Consider the following 17,726-nt stretch of genomic DNA (forward strand, 5'->3'; position numbering starts at 1 on the left):
ATCAACAAAGTTAGAAATAAAAAGGCGTTCTAAAAAACGCCTTTTTTTTACTTGAATGTTCAACCTTCACTCTATTAACAATAAATTAATAATAAGTTTTACTGCCATGGGCATGTAGAAAGGCCGGAATCAAGCCTGTTAATGCAGCACGAATGTCTGCACGCTCATTGATTAACTGATGTGAACCTTCTTCCAGCATCAATAAGGTCTGGAGCCGGAATTTACGCCGGATAAATTCAATATTATAGCGCCAGTCCACAGTCTGATCTTGCGCACCCTGCGCCAGCCAGACCGGAATACGGCAAGCAGGTCGCGCTTCCATTTCCAGCATCCAGCGCGACATCGCCAGAATCCAGTCCATGCCCATCATCCGCGGTTGTAATGGATCTTTAAGCCGGATAAAACGCAGAAATTCCGGATTATGATTATTGCGTCTGAAATGTCGGGGAACTTCACGTTTGATGCGGCTAATAATGCCCAGCCCCACCGAATTATGCCACCAGGCAGTTTTGGCAGGTCGAATCAATGGTGATAACAGCAGAACCCGTTCCACAAAAGGATTTTCGCGACGCTGTGCAAATTCCAGTAAATGATGCATCCAGATCGCACCGCCGGTACTTTGTCCGATCCCCACCCAAGGTTTAGGTAATTGTGAGGCGTGCTGTACATAACGCTGTACTGCATGCAAAACCTGCTGATAGTGATCAAAATTCTGAATGCTGGCAGATGAACCATCACTCAGACCATGTCCAGGCAGATCATAGGTCAACACACTAAAACCCTGCTCCAGCAGCTCTTTTACAATCGGCTGATAAATACCACTATGTTCCAGATAACCATGCAACAGAAAAGTGGTTCCCTGAATCTTGTCAAAGCGGGTATTTTCCAGATTGGGCTCAAACACCTGTACATGCAGCCTGAATAATGGCATCTGCACATAGCCCTGCCAGTGTTTGCAGTCCAGCAAATCAAAACCATAAAGTTTTCGATAGGACTGCAAATCAATTGGCGGTTGATCACTACGATTCAGGTTCAAAGGTGGCAAAAGCTGTGGGGTAATGTCCCGACTAGGAATGGGTAAATCCAGCTGTTTGAGAACGGCGGGATTTAAAAATGGGATATCAGACATTATGGCACCTCCCGACAGTCACTGGACCCAAACCAGACATCGCGCATGGTCGCCAACATTTCATAATTGGCACGACGACTATGATCATAATTTTGCGCACTTGGACGCCAGCGGGTCAAAGGCGTTGGCATCGGTGCTTCTACCGGAATAGTTTGTATACCATTTAAAGCAAATAAACGGCGGGTACGCGGCATATGATAACGATCAGTAATCAGAATCACTGTAGGTGCTCCACCTTTCTTTTGTAATAATAATGAACTGAAACGGGTATTTTCACAGGTATTCATACTGCGATCTTCCAGTAATTTTGCATCGACTCCGTGATTTTTCAGCCAGCGCTGCATATATGGTGCTTCGACCCCACTCAGGACAATTGGTAACTGGTAATGTTTCTCTACTGCCAGCGTGGTTTCCAGTCGTAGTCGCGTATAATTATTGACGACAATTTCTTTGCGTTGCTCATCCAGAGTTAACCCACCACCCAGTACCACAATGGCATAAGGCTGAGAGCGATTCGCTGGTTTAACCTGCTGCTGATCTTGTAGTAAAGCCAAATCCTGCCGGATTTCTTCGCCATTAGTTTCCTGTACAGAACTAGCCTCCCTCTGCTCGAGTGGATGTGTCGTCAGAAACTCCATATATTGCTCAATGCGTTCCTTGTTTTCACTCCTATCCCACTCCAGTAATTCCCGGACATTCGCTGCCGGATCGACTGGTTCTGCATCTTCCTGTGAGGGCAATAACGGTACTTGGGCAGATGGACTTTGCTCTGATTTTTGATCTTGCTGCTCGCGCTGAAAGTCTTCAATCACCTTCTGTAGCGCTTTATAACGCGCCTGAATCAGAAGCAGATTAGCCGAGTTATTTTGCTGAATATCCTGTTCCATGACCTTTAAATATGCCTGTCGGGCAATCCACAAGTCAGACCCAGGTTCCAGATTTTCATGTTCGCTGAGTGCAGCCATTTTCTGGCTTTGAGCCGCAACTTCATTGAGTTCTACTGATGCAAAGTGATTTAAACCCTTTACGATGATTTTTGAGTAAAAAGGCGTATAAATAAACACCAGCAGACAGCCGCATAGTACAAACAGTCCAGTGACAATTTGTAGAAAACGTACCATCCAATGGGTGTTCTTCATGTTATTCCTCTTCTTGATGAGAGCGGATCAGACCATTTTTATCGAACAATACAGGTTCAGGTTCCAGCATCAGCTGGAATTTATCCCAAACCGCTTGCTGTACTGCACGATAAGTTTTACGTACATCGGTGAGAGAGGCTTGACCATAATTCACCAAGACCAAGGCCTGTTTATGAAACATGCCGACAGGGCCCAACTGTTTGCCTTTCCAGCCAGCCTGATCAATTAACCAGCCTGCTGCAAGTTTAACTTGCGCATTGGCTTGCTGGTAATGGGGTAAATTCGGGAAAGATACAGCAATTTGGTCAAAGACCACCTGATCAACCACAGGATTTTTAAAGAAGCTGCCCACGTTAGGGAATTCTTGCGGATCAGGCAATTTACTCTGGCGAATCTGGATGACCTGTTGTTGCAGGTTTTCTGGCGAGAGCTGGTTACCAACTGCAGTTTTAAGATCACCATAATTCAGCTTTAAATCTGGCTGTTTAAGCAAGCTAAAAGTCACATGGGTAATCACATAACGATTTGGATCATCTTTAAAAATACTATGCCGATAGGCAAATTGGCAATCGGCTGCCTGAATCGAGGCAAACTGTTTCAGCTGACGGTCGTAGACCTCGACGGAATCAATAAACTCGCCGACTTCAACGCCATAAGCGCCAATATTCTGTACTGGCGAAGCACCGACCCGACCCGGAATTAAAGCCAGATTTTGTAAACCATACAGATCTTGTGCTGTAGTCCAGAGCACGAAGTCATGCCAGCCTTGACCACCGCCTACACGTAAGCGTTGCGTCTGATCATCAGCATCCAGCATCTCTATGCCATGAATATCCATATGCAGAACCAGTGCATCAATCTGCTCCGGCAACAACATATTGCTGCCGCCTGAAAGGATCAGCACATTGAGTTGCTGCTGTTCCGCAAAATCCAGTGCAGCCAACAGATCAGTGGTGGACTGAATATGAGCGTAATATGAAGCAACTGCTTCTAAATTTAAGGTATTAAAAGGTTTAAGTTGAACCTGGGTTTGAATCTGCATTGCTTAAACCTTGTTTAAATTCTGTTTAAAAATTTCAATCCAGGCCTGGCTGCTGGACTCACACTGATCAAGCACCCGCTCAAAGCCATCCGCTTCGCCATAATAGGGATCGGGTAAAGCCTGTTTCGGATAGATCTGGTCATGCTCACTCATCAGTGCCACGCGTGCACGTACATGACCAAACCGAGTTTCTGCCAGACGCTGTATGTTCTGGATATTGGATAAATTCTCCAGATCCATCGCCAGAATCAGATCATAATCAATAAAATCATGCGGAGTCAGCTGACGCGCCCGCAAGCCAGAAAGATCGTAACCACGTTTCAGCGCGTGCTTTTGGCTACGCAAGTCTGGAGCCTTGCCGAGATGATAATTACTGGTTCCAGCAGAATCGGCCACGATATTCAGTTGCTGTTCATCACAATAATGTCTGAGTACCACTTCTGCCGTGGGAGAACGGCAAATATTCCCCAAACAAACACATAACACCTTGTATGGCGTTCTGGATGACATAAACAACCTCAGAGCTACTTTATTTTAAGGATTCTTATGTTAAGTTATTTATATACTGATTCCTATCTTACAACCATAGAATAATCTCGTATTTGCAATAAAAATATTAAGGATATCGCCATGAATCGTTTTCAATTTCAAACCGTCCCTAATGTCATTGCCGGACTAGGCACGATTCAGGAATTATTTAAAATTCTAAAAAATGGCCGTTATCAACGTCTACTGCTGGTGACCGATCCTGGCATGCTGAAGCAGCAATTACATCTTCCGCTTCTGGATATTATTGAATCTGCCGGACTGGATTACGTGATTTATTCGGATGTTCAGGCCGATCCGCCCGATACAGTGGTGCTTGAAGCGGCGGCTTTTGCAAAACAGGAAAATATTGATGTGGTGCTGGGCTTTGGTGGTGGCAGCTCAATGGATGTGGCCAAACTCATCGCGATTCTGGCACATCCTGAGCAGCATCAGACGCTGGCAGATCTGTATGGCGTTGATAATGCTACCGGACCGCGTTTAGCTTTAATTCTGGTACCGACTACGGCTGGAACAGGTTCGGAAGTGACGCCGATTTCGATTGTCACCACAGGTGAAACGACCAAAACTGGCATTGTCGCGCCCATTCTCTATGCAGATGTTGCCATTCTGGATGCAACCTTTACCCAAAATCTTCCGGCACAGATCACTGCCGCCACCGGCATTGATGCCATGGTGCATGCCATTGAAGCCTATACCTCAAAACACAAGAAAAACCCTTATTCGGATATGCTGGCCAAACAGGCTTTAAGATTACTGAATGCCAATCTGCAACGTGTGCTGCAAGACGGCCATGATTTAGATGCGCGTCAAAATATGCTGGTCGGTTCCATGCTGGCTGGACAAGCTTTTGCCAACGCACCAGTCGCTGCCGTACATGCGCTGGCTTATCCGCTTGGTGGACATTTTCATCTGTCACACGGGCATAGCAATGCGCTGGTTCTAACTGAAGTATTAAAGTTTAATGCGCCAGCGGCTAAACAGCTCTATGCGGAATTAATGACCTGGCTGGATCCCCGCAGTAAAGGTTGTCATGATGGTCTGACCGATCTGTTTATTGATCATTTTAATAATCATCTGATGCAAAGCGGTTTGACTCTAAAACTAAATGAGTTGAATGTTCCGGAACATATGCTGCAGGTCATGGCAGAAGATGCGATGCAACAAAGCAGGCTGTTGCAGAATAATCCACGTGAACTCAAGGTGGAGGATGCTTATCAGATTTATCAGGCGATCTATGCCTAGACCAATTTCTACCTAAGCCTGAATAGCTGAGGATTTAATAATAATGAAAGCTACGATCAAACAGCGTGAACACTATATTTTTTTCCTGCCCATTCAAACCCGATGGGCAGACAATGATCTGTATGGCCATGTCAACAATGTCACTTATTACAGTTATTTTGATACCGCCGCCAATGCTCTGCTGATTCAGGAAACTGCTTTTGACCCCAAATATTCACCCATGATTGGTCTGGTGGTCAGCTCCAACTGTCAGTTTAATCAGGAACTGTCTTATCCGGAAATTATTGAAGTGGGCGTGGCCATTGAAAGCATGGGAAGCTCATCGCTCAGCTATGATCTGGCTATTTTTAAACGCAACTCAGATACAGCCGCTGCGCAAGGCAATTTTGTCCATGTATTTGTCGATCGTGAGACACGAAAAAGCATCCCCATTCCAGTTGAAATGCGGGATGCTTTATCTCGATTTGTTGTGACTTAAAATCCAGCCTATTTCAGCTGGATATTTTGCAGTTCACCATCGAACTGCTGTAGCAGATCACGTATGGCCGGTTCCACATGCAGCAACTCTTCAGCACGTTTAAAGGCACGTGCCTTACGCTGATGCTGCATGGTATACGGCGTTAACTGTTCCACATTCTCAAATTTCACCTGGAAGTTAGTTTGCGGCCATTGCTGTTGCAAAGCTGCTTCCAGATGATGTTGCAACTGGGTTAACAATTGCTGGTACTGTTTAGGAATATGGAAAACGGATTCGCCATTAATCTGACCAGTCATGATGCCATACTGCGCCAGTTCCTGTACGGCCGGAGAAAGCTGGCTGTTACGGAACCAGTACTCCCATTTTTCTACGCTCCACTCGCCTTCTAAGGCTTGCTCAGGTATTTTTAAGATATCCTGTGGCATCAGATTCTGCGTATTTACATCTTGGGAAATGTCTTCCAGCAAAGCTGTCTGTGCGACTGGCTGAACCGGAGCTGTATTTTCAAGAGCAGGCTGATCGGTTGTTTCCTGTGAAAGCTCTATTTCCGGTGCAGCAAGACTAAATTCCTCATCAGCAGACATGATGTCTTGTACTGGCTCACTAGGAATGACGGCATCTGCAGGAATAAAATCTTCAAGCAGGAAATCATCCGAACTGTTGCTAGTAGCCGGTGCTTCTGGCGTACTCTCGATTTCATCAAAACCAAATAAGCCTTTATCATCATTTGGATCAAAAACAATTTGATCACTAGACTGCACTTCTTCAATGGTGGTCTGAATTACTACGGGCTGGACAGATTCAGGTGCAGTGATGCTGGTTGGCTCTTCTTCATCGAGAAAATCATCCGAAGAAGGCCCAGACGCTGATGCAACATCAATCTCCTCATCTGTCCCATCATCCAGAGAGAAATCATCAAATACCGGTTCTACCTCCAATGATTGTGTTTCTACTGATTCAGATTGAAGTTGTGTCTGAACATGTGGCTGTAGACGTGTTGTATGGGTTGTTGCCTGTTGCGGTGCAGTATCCTGCATCACCGGAATTTCACTTGGTTGTAATGGACGGAAAGCCAGTAAGCGTAGCACCGTCATTTCAAAGCCTTGTTCCTGCGTAACTGCAAGCTGTAAATCGGCACGACCCTTACAGGCAATCTGATAATACAGTTGCAGGTCCTGAGCAGAAATCAGACCGGATAATTGCATGATCTTTCGATTGATCTCAGCACTGTATTTCAGGCTCAGATCTGGCAGATACTGCAATAAAGCCAGTTCATGTAGGATTGAAATCAGCTGGTCGAGCACCAGTGACACATCCAAAGCTTGCTGACGGAACTGTAGCAATAACTGACTGACTTGCGCTTTCTGATTCTGGTGAATCGCCAGAATCAGATCATAAATAATGGTACGGTCAATCAGCCCTAGCATGTCTTTAACATCCTGATGCTGAATCGCTCCCTGACCATAGGCAATCGCCTGATCGGTCAACGACAAGGCATCACGTAATGAACCTTGCGCAGATTCAGCAATCTGCCAGATGGCATCCTGATCAGACTGAATGCTTTCTTTGCTAAGAATATGGCCCAGATGTTCGGTAATTTCATCGACTGCCAATGGGCGCAAGGTAAATTGCAGACAGCGAGAAATTACGGTAATCGGTAGTTTTTGCGGATCGGTAGTTGCGAACAGGAATTTGACGTGTTCCGGCGGTTCTTCCAGCGTCTTTAACAGCGCATTGAAAGAATGCGTGGACAGCATGTGCACTTCATCGATCAGGTAGACCTTGAAGCGTCCTTGAGTCGGTGCATAAGGAACATTGTCGAGCAGCTCGCGGGTATCTTCCACCTTGGTGCGTGACGCCGCATCAATTTCAATCAGGTCAATAAAACGACCTTCATTGACTGCGGTACAGGTCGCACAGACTTCACATGGGGTCGAGGTAATACCTGTCTCGCAGTTCAAGCACTTCGCCAAAATACGTGCAATCGTGGTTTTTCCGACACCACGCGTTCCCGTAAACAAATAAGCATGATGCAAACGGCCACGTTCGAGCGCGCTGGTTAAAGCACGAGAAACGTGGTTTTGACCCACCAATTCATTGAAATTACGAGGACGGTATTTTCGCGCAAGTACTTGATACATGTATGCTCCTTTTTACAGGTCTAAGCATACTGTTTTTTTATGAAATAGTGAAATGAATGCCGGTTTATAAAGAATAAAAATCCCTTGATCAAAATCATTGAAAAAGAGATATAAAACAGAAGCTTTTTTAAAATCAGACGGATTCAAACAGGATAAAGTCACTTTGCATCTGGTAGCGTTTGCCTGTTTGATCTTCACGAATTTCCAGAACATGCTTTTTCAGATCGACATAGAGCAGATTTCGAGTATCGACATTCAGCAGTTCGATCTTTTGTTGTGATTCATCCTGAAACCGAATCTGCCCGCTCATCGTTTCAATTTCATTATGACCACTTAAACTTTCACGCTGTAAAGTAAAGGTCTGATCTTCATTTAAAGTTAAAGCCACTGCCATGCCGGGACAGTCTTCACAACTTGAAAAGCATCCCATACATGGCGTTGTGCCCTGATAATTTCCCACCCATGTGGGTAGCTGCACCTTAGCTTCAGCAACAGTATTTGTCACTGATTGATTTTGATCCTGACAACCAAATAAAGCACCGGTTACCACCAAAGGAATCAATATCACTTTCTTCATGCTTTCATTTCACAGAACTGGAATTCGCCACAAAATAGCACATTTTAAAGGATGGATTAAGTCCTGGATCAGGGTGATCTAACGCCAGCCTTTGCGCCCGGTCAGTACCGCATCCGCACAGCGTAAGGTTTCCTGAGTCAAACCCCAAAGACGGTAGTCTCCGGTCAATGAACCTGTAGGAAAGTTATGTGTATAGGCAAAACTTAAACCACGCTCAGGATCGCACCAGGCACCAGAGCCATTAAAACCCATATGACCAAAACCTTTAGAGGCTTTTCCTAAAGTGAGAACACGGTGATAACCCAAGCGCCAGTGCATCGGTAAAGGCATAACCCGATCTCTTGTTTTATATTGCACCTGACTAAGTTGCTGGAATACCTCAGGCGAAATGAATTGTTGATCTTGCCATTCACCACGATTCGCCAGCATGGCATAGATTCTAGCCAGACTCTCTGCGGCAAATACTCCATTAGCAGACGGAATAATGGCCTGTAGACCCTCATGACTAAAGAAACTGAAGTTCTTCATGCCCTTAGGAATCATGCCATCCTGAAAATCCTGTGGACTCTGACCACTCCATACCAAGGCTCGTTCCATCAGGCTTGGTTGCCTTGACACAGTTTTTTTCGCGGTCTGGGTTTGAGACTTGGTTATTTTAGGCTTTAAAATGGGTAAGGCCACCCGAGCCAACTCATTCGTCGGTACGCTAAAATAAGCACCATTTAATTGTAATGGCTTTACCAGATATTCCTGCATCAGTTCACCCAGTTTTTTACCAGTCGCTTTTTCCAGTACACCACCCACCTGCCAACCAAAAGTCAGCGGTTGATAGGCTGCATCGGTTGCAACCTGAAATCGTGGTTCCGCTGCCGCAATCCGGTCCAGCATATGCGACCAGTCGGCCATTTCAGTGGCATCATCAATCATATTACGGATATCAAACAATCCGCTTTGATGACTCAGCATATGCGCCAAAGTAATATTTTCTTTACCCTTTTGTGCAAATTCAGGCCAGTATTCTGCAACCGGTCGATCATAATCCAGATAACCTTGACTGACCAGAATATGCGCCAACGTCGCCAGTACGCCTTTGCCGGTGGAATAACATAGCGACATGGTATCGGGTTGCCAGTTTTCAGTGACAGACTTTTTACCGGTATAAATATCGACGACCTTTTGTCCCTCAAAATATACCACCAGCGCTGCACCACCCTGTTCGGTACGTGCATCCTGCAAACGGCTAAACTGACGGGCAAGGTCACTGAAACTCTCATCGACATTGCCCTGATAATTATGCTGATCAGCAAACAGATAATCTTTAATTGGCTGCATCATTCTATCCATAGAATATTGATCCCTTAAAATGAAAAAGCCTAAATCGGGTTTAGGCTTTTGATTCAGATTTAAATCGCTTTGATATGACCGGTGACATGCGGTTTTTGATTCTTACTGCTTCGTATCAGAAAATCTGTATCATTCGCTGCCTGCGCGGTCAGGAATTCAACTTTGGATGGCAAGTACATCGGTAACTTGAACCAGACATCAGCTTCATAGGCATCTGGCAATGACAGATTCGCCAGTGCTTTGGCCTTGCTCCACATGCCATGTGCAATTGCCTGTTTAAAGCCAAAGGCTTTCGCTGTGACTGCATGAATATGGATCAGGTTAAAATCACCTGAAGTCATAGCATAACGACGACCAGTATTTTCCGAGATGTTCCATTCATTGTTCAGCTTAAATTCTGATGCCTTACTTTCTGCAGGTTTAGCAGTAGCTTTACCATTAGTCTTTTGACGTGACAGATAAGTCGTTAATCCTTCAACCACCACTTCATTACCTACTTTGACTGTAGTAATGAAATCAAATTGCACACCTTTATCATGCGGCTGCAATTCGCCAAATTTACATGACAGCGTCAAAGTCTCATTCACACCGACTTTACGGTATTGCTTGACCTGATTACGGATATGTACCAGTCCCAAAATCGGAAACGGAAATGCTTCTGAAGTCATCATGTGCATTTGCAGACTTTGTGAAAGTACCGTCAGATAGATTGCTGGAATATACCCATTATTTTTAAAACCACAAACTTCGTTATAGGCTTTCAGATGTTTCTGATCAACCTTGAATGAATCCACCACATATTCAACTTGCGGTAGAACTTTTTCAGCTTTCGGCTTTTTAAAAATCAAGCCTTGAATCACTTTTGGATAGGCTAAATAAGGTTTTGGAAGTTGACTAAAATGGCGCGTATTCATACTGAACCTTTAAAATATTCTTTTCATTTATATATGAGTGTAGTCTCTCTCCCTTTGGGAGAGAGTTAGAGAGAGGGTTAAAAAATCCCCCTAATCTCCCTCTCCTAAATCCTCTCCCTGAGCTTTAATTAAACTGCAAGAAAGGACTTGAGTGCTTTAAGCCCCTAACAGACTTTGACCACATACACGTACCACGTTGCCATTTAAACCTGTTGATGCAGTAGAAGCAAACATTGCAATCGTTTCTGCAACATCGACAGGTAGACCGCCCTGACTCATCGAATTCATACGACGGCCCGCTTCACGAATCGCAAATGGAATCGCAGCCGTCATCTGAGTTTCGATAAAGCCTGGTGCAACGGCATTAATGGTTATACCATTTTTTAATGTCGGTGCTGTGAATTTTACTACACCAATCACACCGGCTTTAGATGCTGCATAGTTGGTTTGACCCAGGTTACCTGCAATCCCAGAAATTGAGGATACACAGATAATACGGCCATTGGCATTTAGACCATCGTGGGAGATTAAATAATCATTCACGCGTTCTATTGCAGACAGGTTGATGTTAATCACCAGATCCCACAGCTCAGGCTTCATATTGGCCAAGGTCTTGTCACGGGTAATTCCGGCATTGTGCACAATGATGTCTAAGCCGCCATGCTCAGCTGCCGCTGCCTTGATCTTTTCACCTGCATCTGCAGCTGTAATATCAATAGCCAAGGTAGAACCGCCGATCTCACCGGCTACGCGGTCAAGGTCTGCCTGCTGTTGTGGAACGTCCAGACAGATGACATGTGCGCCATCACGTGCCAGTACATGGGCAATCGCTTCGCCAATACCACGGCTTGCGCCTGTCACAACCGCAGTTTTACCCGCTAATGGTTTAGTCCAGTCCACATCCACTTTTTCAGCAGGTGAAACACGGATCACCTGACCAGAAACATAGGCAGAACGTGGAGAAACTGCAAAACGTAAAGCAGACTCAAGGTTTGCTTCAGCACCGGCATCTACATAGATCAGGTTTGCTGCGATACCTTTCTTGAATTCTTTAGCCACTGATTTCACGAAACCTTCCAGTGCACGTTGAGCAATCGCCTGGCTCACCGATTTAGCTGTTTCAGGTGTAGTCCCCACAATCACCACACGGCCCGAACTCTGGATCTGACGTGCAATCGGGTTAAAGAAATCATAAAGTGATTTTAACTGTTCTGAATTTTCGATCCCTGAAGCATCAAAAATAACGACCTTGAATTTTGATTCTTTATCGCCCGGGTTAAATGCACCTAGATTCAGTCCAGATGCTGCAGCTGCCTGTTGCAACTCAGTATTATTGCCTGCATAGCTATTTGCATGAATATTTGCCAGAACCTGAGCAATAGCACCCGTTAATTGACTTGCTGGTGCTGCGCCCAATAATACTGCACCTTTTACCACTGGCGTAGCAGACTCAAAACGGTCTAAAGAAGTTGGGGATGGTAGACCCAAATTTTTAATGACAAATTTACCAATAGGAGATTTTGCAAAAGTTTGGTACTGATCAGTCATGTTTATTATCTCTCATACAAATTAATTTTTGGTTGATCTAAAGTTATCCTTAAACTTCAATATGATGCCAGACACTTATATTTCAACAGATCCACCAGATTCTGCCCAATCATACTTGAGATAATAGGCAGATGACTTGACCTGAGCGCAGTCTGTAATGTCATTGTAGTCAATACAGCCTATCTTCTTCTGTGCTAATGTAAGCGCCAAGAAGATGATCTATTTGCCTGGTCAAGCCTTATGAGCAAAACAACTCAACAAAATCCAGCAGTCGAGAACCCTGCGACAGAAACTGTGTCAAAACCATCAACGCGTGCTAAGCGTAGCACTAAAAATACTGATACAGTGAATCCAGCAGAAAAAAGTCCGGCTAAAACCACGCGTACACGCAATACGGCTACACGTGCCCAAAAAATGACTTCAAGCCAACAAGATTCAAAATCTATAACACAAACTTCTGTTCAACAGGTACCAAACATGAGCCAAAATACAGTTCGCCGCGTTGCGATCATCGGTGGTAACCGCATTCCATTTGCACGTTCAAATGGTGCTTACTTTACGGCATCCAATACTGATATGTTCACAGCAGCCCTGAACGGTCTGGTTGAGCGTTTTAATCTGCAAGGTCAACGCTTAGGGGAAGTTGTTGCCGGTGCAGTTCTGAAACACAGCCGTGATTTCAATATGACCCGTGAATGTGTACTAAATACTGCTCTTGCAGCTGAAACGCCTGCTTATGACATTCAGCAGGCCTGTGGTACTGGTTTGCAGGCGGCATTTCTGGTTGCCAACAAGATTGCCTTAGGTCAAATCGAAGTGGGCATTGCAGGTGGTGTGGATACAACTTCCGATGCGCCAATTGCTTTTGGTGATGGCCTACGTAAAGCACTGCTTGAGCTGAATATCGCGAAAACTGCAAAAGACCGTCTAAAAGCACTGACCAAGATCAATGTGAAAGACCTGATGGATGCACCAAAAAATGGTGAACCGCGTACAGGTCTGTCTATGGGTGATCATCAAGCGATTACCACACTGGAATGGGGAATTTCCCGTGAAGCACAGGATGAACTTGCTGCATCTTCACACCAGAAAATGGCTGCAGCGTATGAAGAAGGTTTCTTTGATGACCTGATCACGCCATTCTTAGGCCTTGAGCGTGATAACAACCTGCGCCCAGACTCTTCAGTTGAGAAGCTGGCAAAACTTAAACCTGCTTTTGGTAAAGGTGATGCACGTACCATGACGGCGGGTAACTCGACGCCGCTAACAGATGGTGCTTCTTGTGTACTGCTCGCTTCTGAAGAATGGGCGAAGGCAAACGGTCATGAAGTGCTGGCTTACCTGACTTTCCAGGAAACTGCTGCAGTTGACTTTGTCGAGAAAAAAGAAGGCCTGTTGATGGCACCTGCTTATGCAGTGCCACGCATGCTTGAGCGTGCGGGTCTGAAACTGCAAGACTTCGACTATTATGAAATTCATGAAGCTTTTGCATCTCAAGTATTATGTACTTTAAAAGCTTGGGAAGATCCTAAATTCTGTAAGGAGCGTTTAGGTTTAGACGCTCCACTGGGTTCAATTGACCGTGCAAAACTGAACGTAAAAGGCTCTTCACTTGCTGCTGGTCACCCGTTTGCAGCAACTGGCGGTCGTATCATTGCCACAGCAGCAAAACTGATTAACCAGAAAGGTTCAGGCCGCGTACTGGTGTCGATCTGTGCCGCAGGTGGTCAAGGTGTAACGGCAATTATTGAAAAATAATCCGTTGACCGATCCAATTAAAAAGCCCCTCATTTGAGGGGCTTTTTTATGTTTTAGCGATTTGGCATTGGATTATTTTTAAAATATTCATCCACTTTGTTCCACGGTGCAGTCGATGCTACACCTTTCACCATATCTTGGTTTACACCCTGACAAAGCGCGCTGCCCGGCGTTAAATGGAAAGCATTCACATTTGGATCCATATAAGGAATCGAGCCTGGACGGCGCTGGAAATAGAAATTCAGCCAGTCTACCATTGGCTCAAAGCCATAATTCGACATGGCCCATGCACTGTTATGCCCGCCCCAATGATGTCCGAATTCATGTGCAATAATACGATAGCCAGATAATCTATAGTGGCCATAGAACAACCAGGTATCTACTCCTAATACTGCTCCACCTCCCAGACCACCACCCATATTCGTCACGCCAAGATTAATTTCATTACGGTTAAGAATTTCTCCATAGATCCGGACATAATCTTCTGGCTGAAAGAAACCGTTCGGTCCTTCTACCTGACCATCATTGCCAAAAAAGTCGTGTCCCATGACAGATTTATGGTTAAACCATAAGGTTTCAAATTCTGGAGTACTGAGCATATAGGCCAGGTTGGTCATCATCATGACCCATTCCCGGGCATAGACCGGCGTAATACGGCACCATTTATTTGGCTCATTATAGGTGCCGAAATAAATTTTCCATTTGGCTTTAATCTGGTTCAGCTTTTTGACGTGCTGATCGGTCTCAGAGCTAATTTTCAGATCAAAAATATTGCTTGGGTTTTGCGTGGTCTGACTCAGACCTGCCAGCTGGATCGAGCCTGTGCCATCAAGTAACGGGAAACGGGATTGATCGGTCAACTTGAGATCAAAATTTGCCTTCGAAAATGGCATCAACTGATCCAGCTTAGCCAGAATCACCCAGTCTTCTGAGTTTTTAATCTTGGCACGAATCTGCAAATCACGTACAGGCACAGCACTGTAGCTTTGCAATTGCAGGCGATTGCCATTCAGTGTTGCCGATAAAATCTGGTCCATATAGACATGACGCTGGCTGCTATTGGTCAAGGTTTCCCATGATTCACCATCCTGTAAAACACGGCTTCTCTCGCGTGCCTGAGATTCGGTCAAGATCACAGGTGGACTGAGTTGATTCGATTTATTCTGTTGCAGGGTCAGCATTGGCAGAATATAAATTTTCTGATTGGCCATGTGTAATAGATTCTGACCATAAATATAAAGATCGCTGGCATTGGCCAGTCGGCTGCTCTGATTTTGCCCTTTTAAAATATAATCTCGAAAGGTATCTATACTTTTATTGGATAAGATAGAGTCCAGGTTAAAGGATTTTTCCTTGTAACTTTCTACAATGCCATCATTCCGTGACACATAGACCAAGCCATCGTTATGGCGATGCATGACTGCCGACAAATTGGTTTCTGTTAAAATGGGCGCAATATTATTTTCATTTTCCTGAATCTGATTGATATCGTGGACATAGGTCATACCATCCGGCAGGCTGGTATACAGATAATCACCTATGACTTCCATGCGTGCATTACAGTTGCGTGCACAGCCCGGCAAGCTGAGCCGTGCAAATTTCTGCGCTTTTAAATGGTTTTGCGCCGTTACATCACTTTGACGCCACACATTAATGCGGCCTTCAATATCAGGCACATAAACGTAACGATCATCGGCAGTCACTGCATTGCTATGTACCAGCGCATAATTAAGCGCATCGCCCCACCATACACCTGTGCCGAGTGCCATAATGAAGCTCGGCTGTTCACCACTAATATCTAGAATATCAATTCGGTTTGAGCCATAGTTGGCCACATATAAACGCCCTGCATGAATTTCCAGATCATTCAGACTGTCCCATTTTTTGGCCAGACCCGAAATTTTCATAGGATCTATAGAGCTCAGTGCACGTTTTTTTCTTAAATCATAACGTAAAATATTCGATTCTGCCTGGCTGTTGGCAATATAAAGAACATCGCCCTCTACCACCATGGCGGTAGGATTCCAGCTGGTCAGACCAAAATTTCCTGCGCTTAATTCTGAACCTATATCCAGAACCTTAAACTCTGCAATTTTGCTCAGCTGCTCTCCCGTACCTGGTGTTATCACTGAATCTGGTCCTGTTGGCTGTGAGGTACTGCTATCGCTTCCTCCGCCTCCACATCCAGAGACCAATAATCCAATGAATACTGACAAGACCGTATACCTAAACAACATTAAATTCCCCAATAATTTTAAAAATTAAAATAAAAAATCAGAGTCTTATAGCTTAATTTTCAGTAGGGTTCGAGCATAAAAAATGAGGACCTGATCAAGTCCTCATCGCTGAATATTTCACCTTTGGCATTTTCCCTAAAGGAGTCTGAACTGTGTGGTATTTTTTATGGCTTATGTGATGATGAGATTTTCCGATAATCCGGCTCTAGCCCCAGCCTGGCTTCTAAATGATCATAAATCCACTGGAAGATAAAGGTATATACGAGGATACAAAGGGTTAAAGCTAAGTCCAGCAAAAAAGCTTGACCCAGACTCATGTGTAAGGCATAAGCCACCATTGGAATAGTCGCTAGCATCAAACCGCCTTCAAAGCCAATTGCATGGGCAATCCGCACTTTAATAGTCCTTTTCAGGCGATGTTTCGCTTCAAACTTTTCAAAATAATGATTAAACAGCATATTCCAGAGTACTGAAGTCACAGCCATAGCAATCCCGAGAACGCCTGTTACCTCAAGAGGCATATGCATCAATGTACTTAGCAGGACAGCGATCACGACCAGTAGAATACCTTCATATAAGGTGGCATGAATCAGTCTTCTTTTGGTAATTAACATATCAAATCAGCTTAATTCATCAGAGAGTTTAGCAATTATATTTCTTTAAATCTGATTATTCGAGTTAGAATCCATCAATAAAAATGAAAGGTTGAGCTATGAATGTTAATCAGGAACAACTGCTGATGTTCAAAACTGTGATGGAAACCGGTTCTTTCTCTGCGGCTGCGCGTCAACTGGGGAAAGTACCTTCAGCAGTCAGTATGGCGATTGCCAATCTGGAAATTGACCTGAATCTGGAGCTGTTCCAGCGCTCTGGCCGTGAACCTAAACCGACCCCGCAGGCACAGGTACTGTATGAGAAAACCCAGCAATTACTGGTAGAAATGAACCAGTGGATACAGCACGCTCAAGCCTTAAGTTCAGGCCAAGAATCTGAACTGAATATCGTCGTGGTATCAGAATTGCTGCATACGCGCTGGACCGATTATATCGTGTTGCTGGAACAGGAATTTCCCTCACTGCAAATCAATGTCTTTAGTGCACCTCAGGAAGATGCACATCGTATGCTGTTTGAAGGTTCAGCACAGCTGGCCCTGATGTTTGAACGCGAACAACTGGAAACCCGTGAACAGTTTGTGGAAGTAAAGCGTGAGGTGCTGGTCGCTGTAGTCGCCAAACAGCACCCCTTAAGTCAGTTTGCTCAAGTCAGCTATGAACAGATTTTGCAAAACAGGCAGATTGTGGTGGCCAGTCGCGATCGCACCATCAAGCCAGAACTGCTCTTTTCAAGAAATTACTGGCGCACCGACAACCATCACTCGGCTTGCAGCATGATTCAGCAAGGACTGGGCTGGGGGGTTCTGCCACTCGAGATGCTGAATGAGCAGCCACATTTGCAAGATCAGTTACAGGTTTTAAACCTGCTCGATTTCACGCCAAAGTTTGCATATTTTGTTGATCTGGTCTGGAGCCGGGAAACCCGACTAAGCACAGCTGCTCATTTTTTGATTGATCACTTGCGCAAACAACGTCAAATCGGGCATTAATCACAGAAATTCAACGACAGTCTAC

General features: G+C 44.8%; 15 protein-coding genes. 4 read left to right on the top strand and 11 right to left on the bottom strand.

Annotation, left to right across the window (positions count from 1 at the left end):
* Positions 1-85: 85 nt before the first annotated feature.
* From VXP95_RS05050 to VXP95_RS05065, 4 genes are read right to left on the bottom strand one after another with little or no spacing between them, the layout of a single operon-like run.
* The gene (locus VXP95_RS05050; RefSeq protein ID WP_144723807.1) at positions 86-1,129 is read right to left on the bottom strand and encodes an alpha/beta hydrolase; all 1,044 of its coding nucleotides are present in this window, start codon (positions 1,127-1,129) and stop codon (positions 86-88) included.
* A complete protein-coding gene (locus tag VXP95_RS05055) occupies positions 1,129-2,268 on the bottom strand; it encodes a YdcF family protein (protein ID WP_416711590.1) in 1,140 nt (379 codons plus the stop codon). The genes VXP95_RS05050 and VXP95_RS05055 overlap by 1 nt, the downstream gene beginning before the upstream one ends.
* 1 nt (position 2,269) lies before the next feature.
* Complete coding sequence (gene murB, locus VXP95_RS05060) at positions 2,270-3,310, bottom strand: UDP-N-acetylmuramate dehydrogenase (RefSeq protein WP_416711591.1); 1,041 nt, start codon at positions 3,308-3,310, stop codon at positions 2,270-2,272.
* A gap of 3 nt (positions 3,311-3,313) precedes the next feature.
* Positions 3,314-3,820, bottom strand: coding sequence for a low molecular weight protein-tyrosine-phosphatase (locus tag VXP95_RS05065; RefSeq protein WP_416711592.1), 507 nt, complete (start codon positions 3,818-3,820; stop codon positions 3,314-3,316).
* Between the two features lie 120 nt (positions 3,821-3,940).
* On the opposite strand from VXP95_RS05065, the gene VXP95_RS05070 reads away from it, so the two are divergent.
* Both VXP95_RS05070 and VXP95_RS05075 read left to right on the top strand, forming a co-directional pair.
* A complete protein-coding gene (locus tag VXP95_RS05070; protein ID WP_416711593.1) occupies positions 3,941-5,101 on the top strand; it encodes an iron-containing alcohol dehydrogenase in 1,161 nt (386 codons plus the stop codon).
* Between the two features lie 43 nt (positions 5,102-5,144).
* On the top strand, positions 5,145-5,579 hold the full coding sequence (locus tag VXP95_RS05075; protein WP_416711594.1) for an acyl-CoA thioesterase: 435 nt from the start codon (positions 5,145-5,147) through the stop codon (positions 5,577-5,579).
* Positions 5,580-5,587: 8 nt separating this feature from the next.
* Here the strand turns inward: VXP95_RS05075 and dnaX are convergent, their stop codons facing one another.
* From dnaX to VXP95_RS05100, 5 genes are all read right to left on the bottom strand, one after another.
* On the bottom strand, positions 5,588-7,720 hold the full coding sequence (gene dnaX / locus VXP95_RS05080; RefSeq protein ID WP_416711595.1) for a DNA polymerase III subunit gamma/tau: 2,133 nt from the start codon (positions 7,718-7,720) through the stop codon (positions 5,588-5,590).
* A gap of 133 nt (positions 7,721-7,853) precedes the next feature.
* Positions 7,854-8,297, bottom strand: a complete 444-nt coding sequence (locus tag VXP95_RS05085) for a copper resistance protein NlpE N-terminal domain-containing protein (RefSeq protein WP_144723800.1) — start codon at positions 8,295-8,297, stop codon at positions 7,854-7,856.
* Between the two features lie 78 nt (positions 8,298-8,375).
* Entirely contained in the window at positions 8,376-9,641 is a 1,266-nt protein-coding gene (locus VXP95_RS05090) for a serine hydrolase domain-containing protein (RefSeq protein WP_416711597.1), read from the bottom strand.
* A gap of 59 nt (positions 9,642-9,700) precedes the next feature.
* The gene (locus tag VXP95_RS05095; RefSeq protein ID WP_416711598.1) at positions 9,701-10,555 is read right to left on the bottom strand and encodes a MaoC family dehydratase; all 855 of its coding nucleotides are present in this window, start codon (positions 10,553-10,555) and stop codon (positions 9,701-9,703) included.
* A gap of 156 nt (positions 10,556-10,711) precedes the next feature.
* Positions 10,712-12,103: a 3-oxoacyl-ACP reductase gene (locus VXP95_RS05100; RefSeq protein ID WP_416711599.1), complete on the bottom strand. Its 1,392-nt coding sequence runs from the start codon at positions 12,101-12,103 to the stop codon at positions 10,712-10,714.
* Between the two features lie 240 nt (positions 12,104-12,343).
* Between VXP95_RS05100 and VXP95_RS05105 the strand changes: the two genes are divergently transcribed.
* A complete protein-coding gene (locus VXP95_RS05105) occupies positions 12,344-13,861 on the top strand; it encodes an acetyl-CoA C-acetyltransferase (RefSeq protein WP_416705784.1) in 1,518 nt (505 codons plus the stop codon).
* Positions 13,862-13,914: 53 nt separating this feature from the next.
* Here VXP95_RS05105 and VXP95_RS05110 read toward each other — a convergent pair whose 3' ends face one another.
* Both VXP95_RS05110 and VXP95_RS05115 read right to left on the bottom strand, forming a co-directional pair.
* A complete protein-coding gene (locus VXP95_RS05110) occupies positions 13,915-16,098 on the bottom strand; it encodes a hypothetical protein (RefSeq protein WP_416711600.1) in 2,184 nt (727 codons plus the stop codon).
* 164 nt (positions 16,099-16,262) lie between these two features.
* The gene (locus VXP95_RS05115) at positions 16,263-16,712 is read right to left on the bottom strand and encodes an AceI family chlorhexidine efflux PACE transporter (RefSeq protein ID WP_064096540.1); all 450 of its coding nucleotides are present in this window, start codon (positions 16,710-16,712) and stop codon (positions 16,263-16,265) included.
* A gap of 98 nt (positions 16,713-16,810) precedes the next feature.
* On the opposite strand from VXP95_RS05115, the gene VXP95_RS05120 reads away from it, so the two are divergent.
* Positions 16,811-17,701 (top strand): LysR family transcriptional regulator, encoded by an 891-nt coding sequence (locus VXP95_RS05120; RefSeq protein WP_416711601.1) that lies wholly within the window; start codon positions 16,811-16,813, stop codon positions 17,699-17,701.
* Positions 17,702-17,726: the final 25 nt, after the last annotated feature.

The sequence above is a fragment of the Acinetobacter sp. 226 genome, assembly GCF_048147925.1.
Classification (GTDB): domain Bacteria; phylum Pseudomonadota; class Gammaproteobacteria; order Pseudomonadales; family Moraxellaceae; genus Acinetobacter; species Acinetobacter pecorum.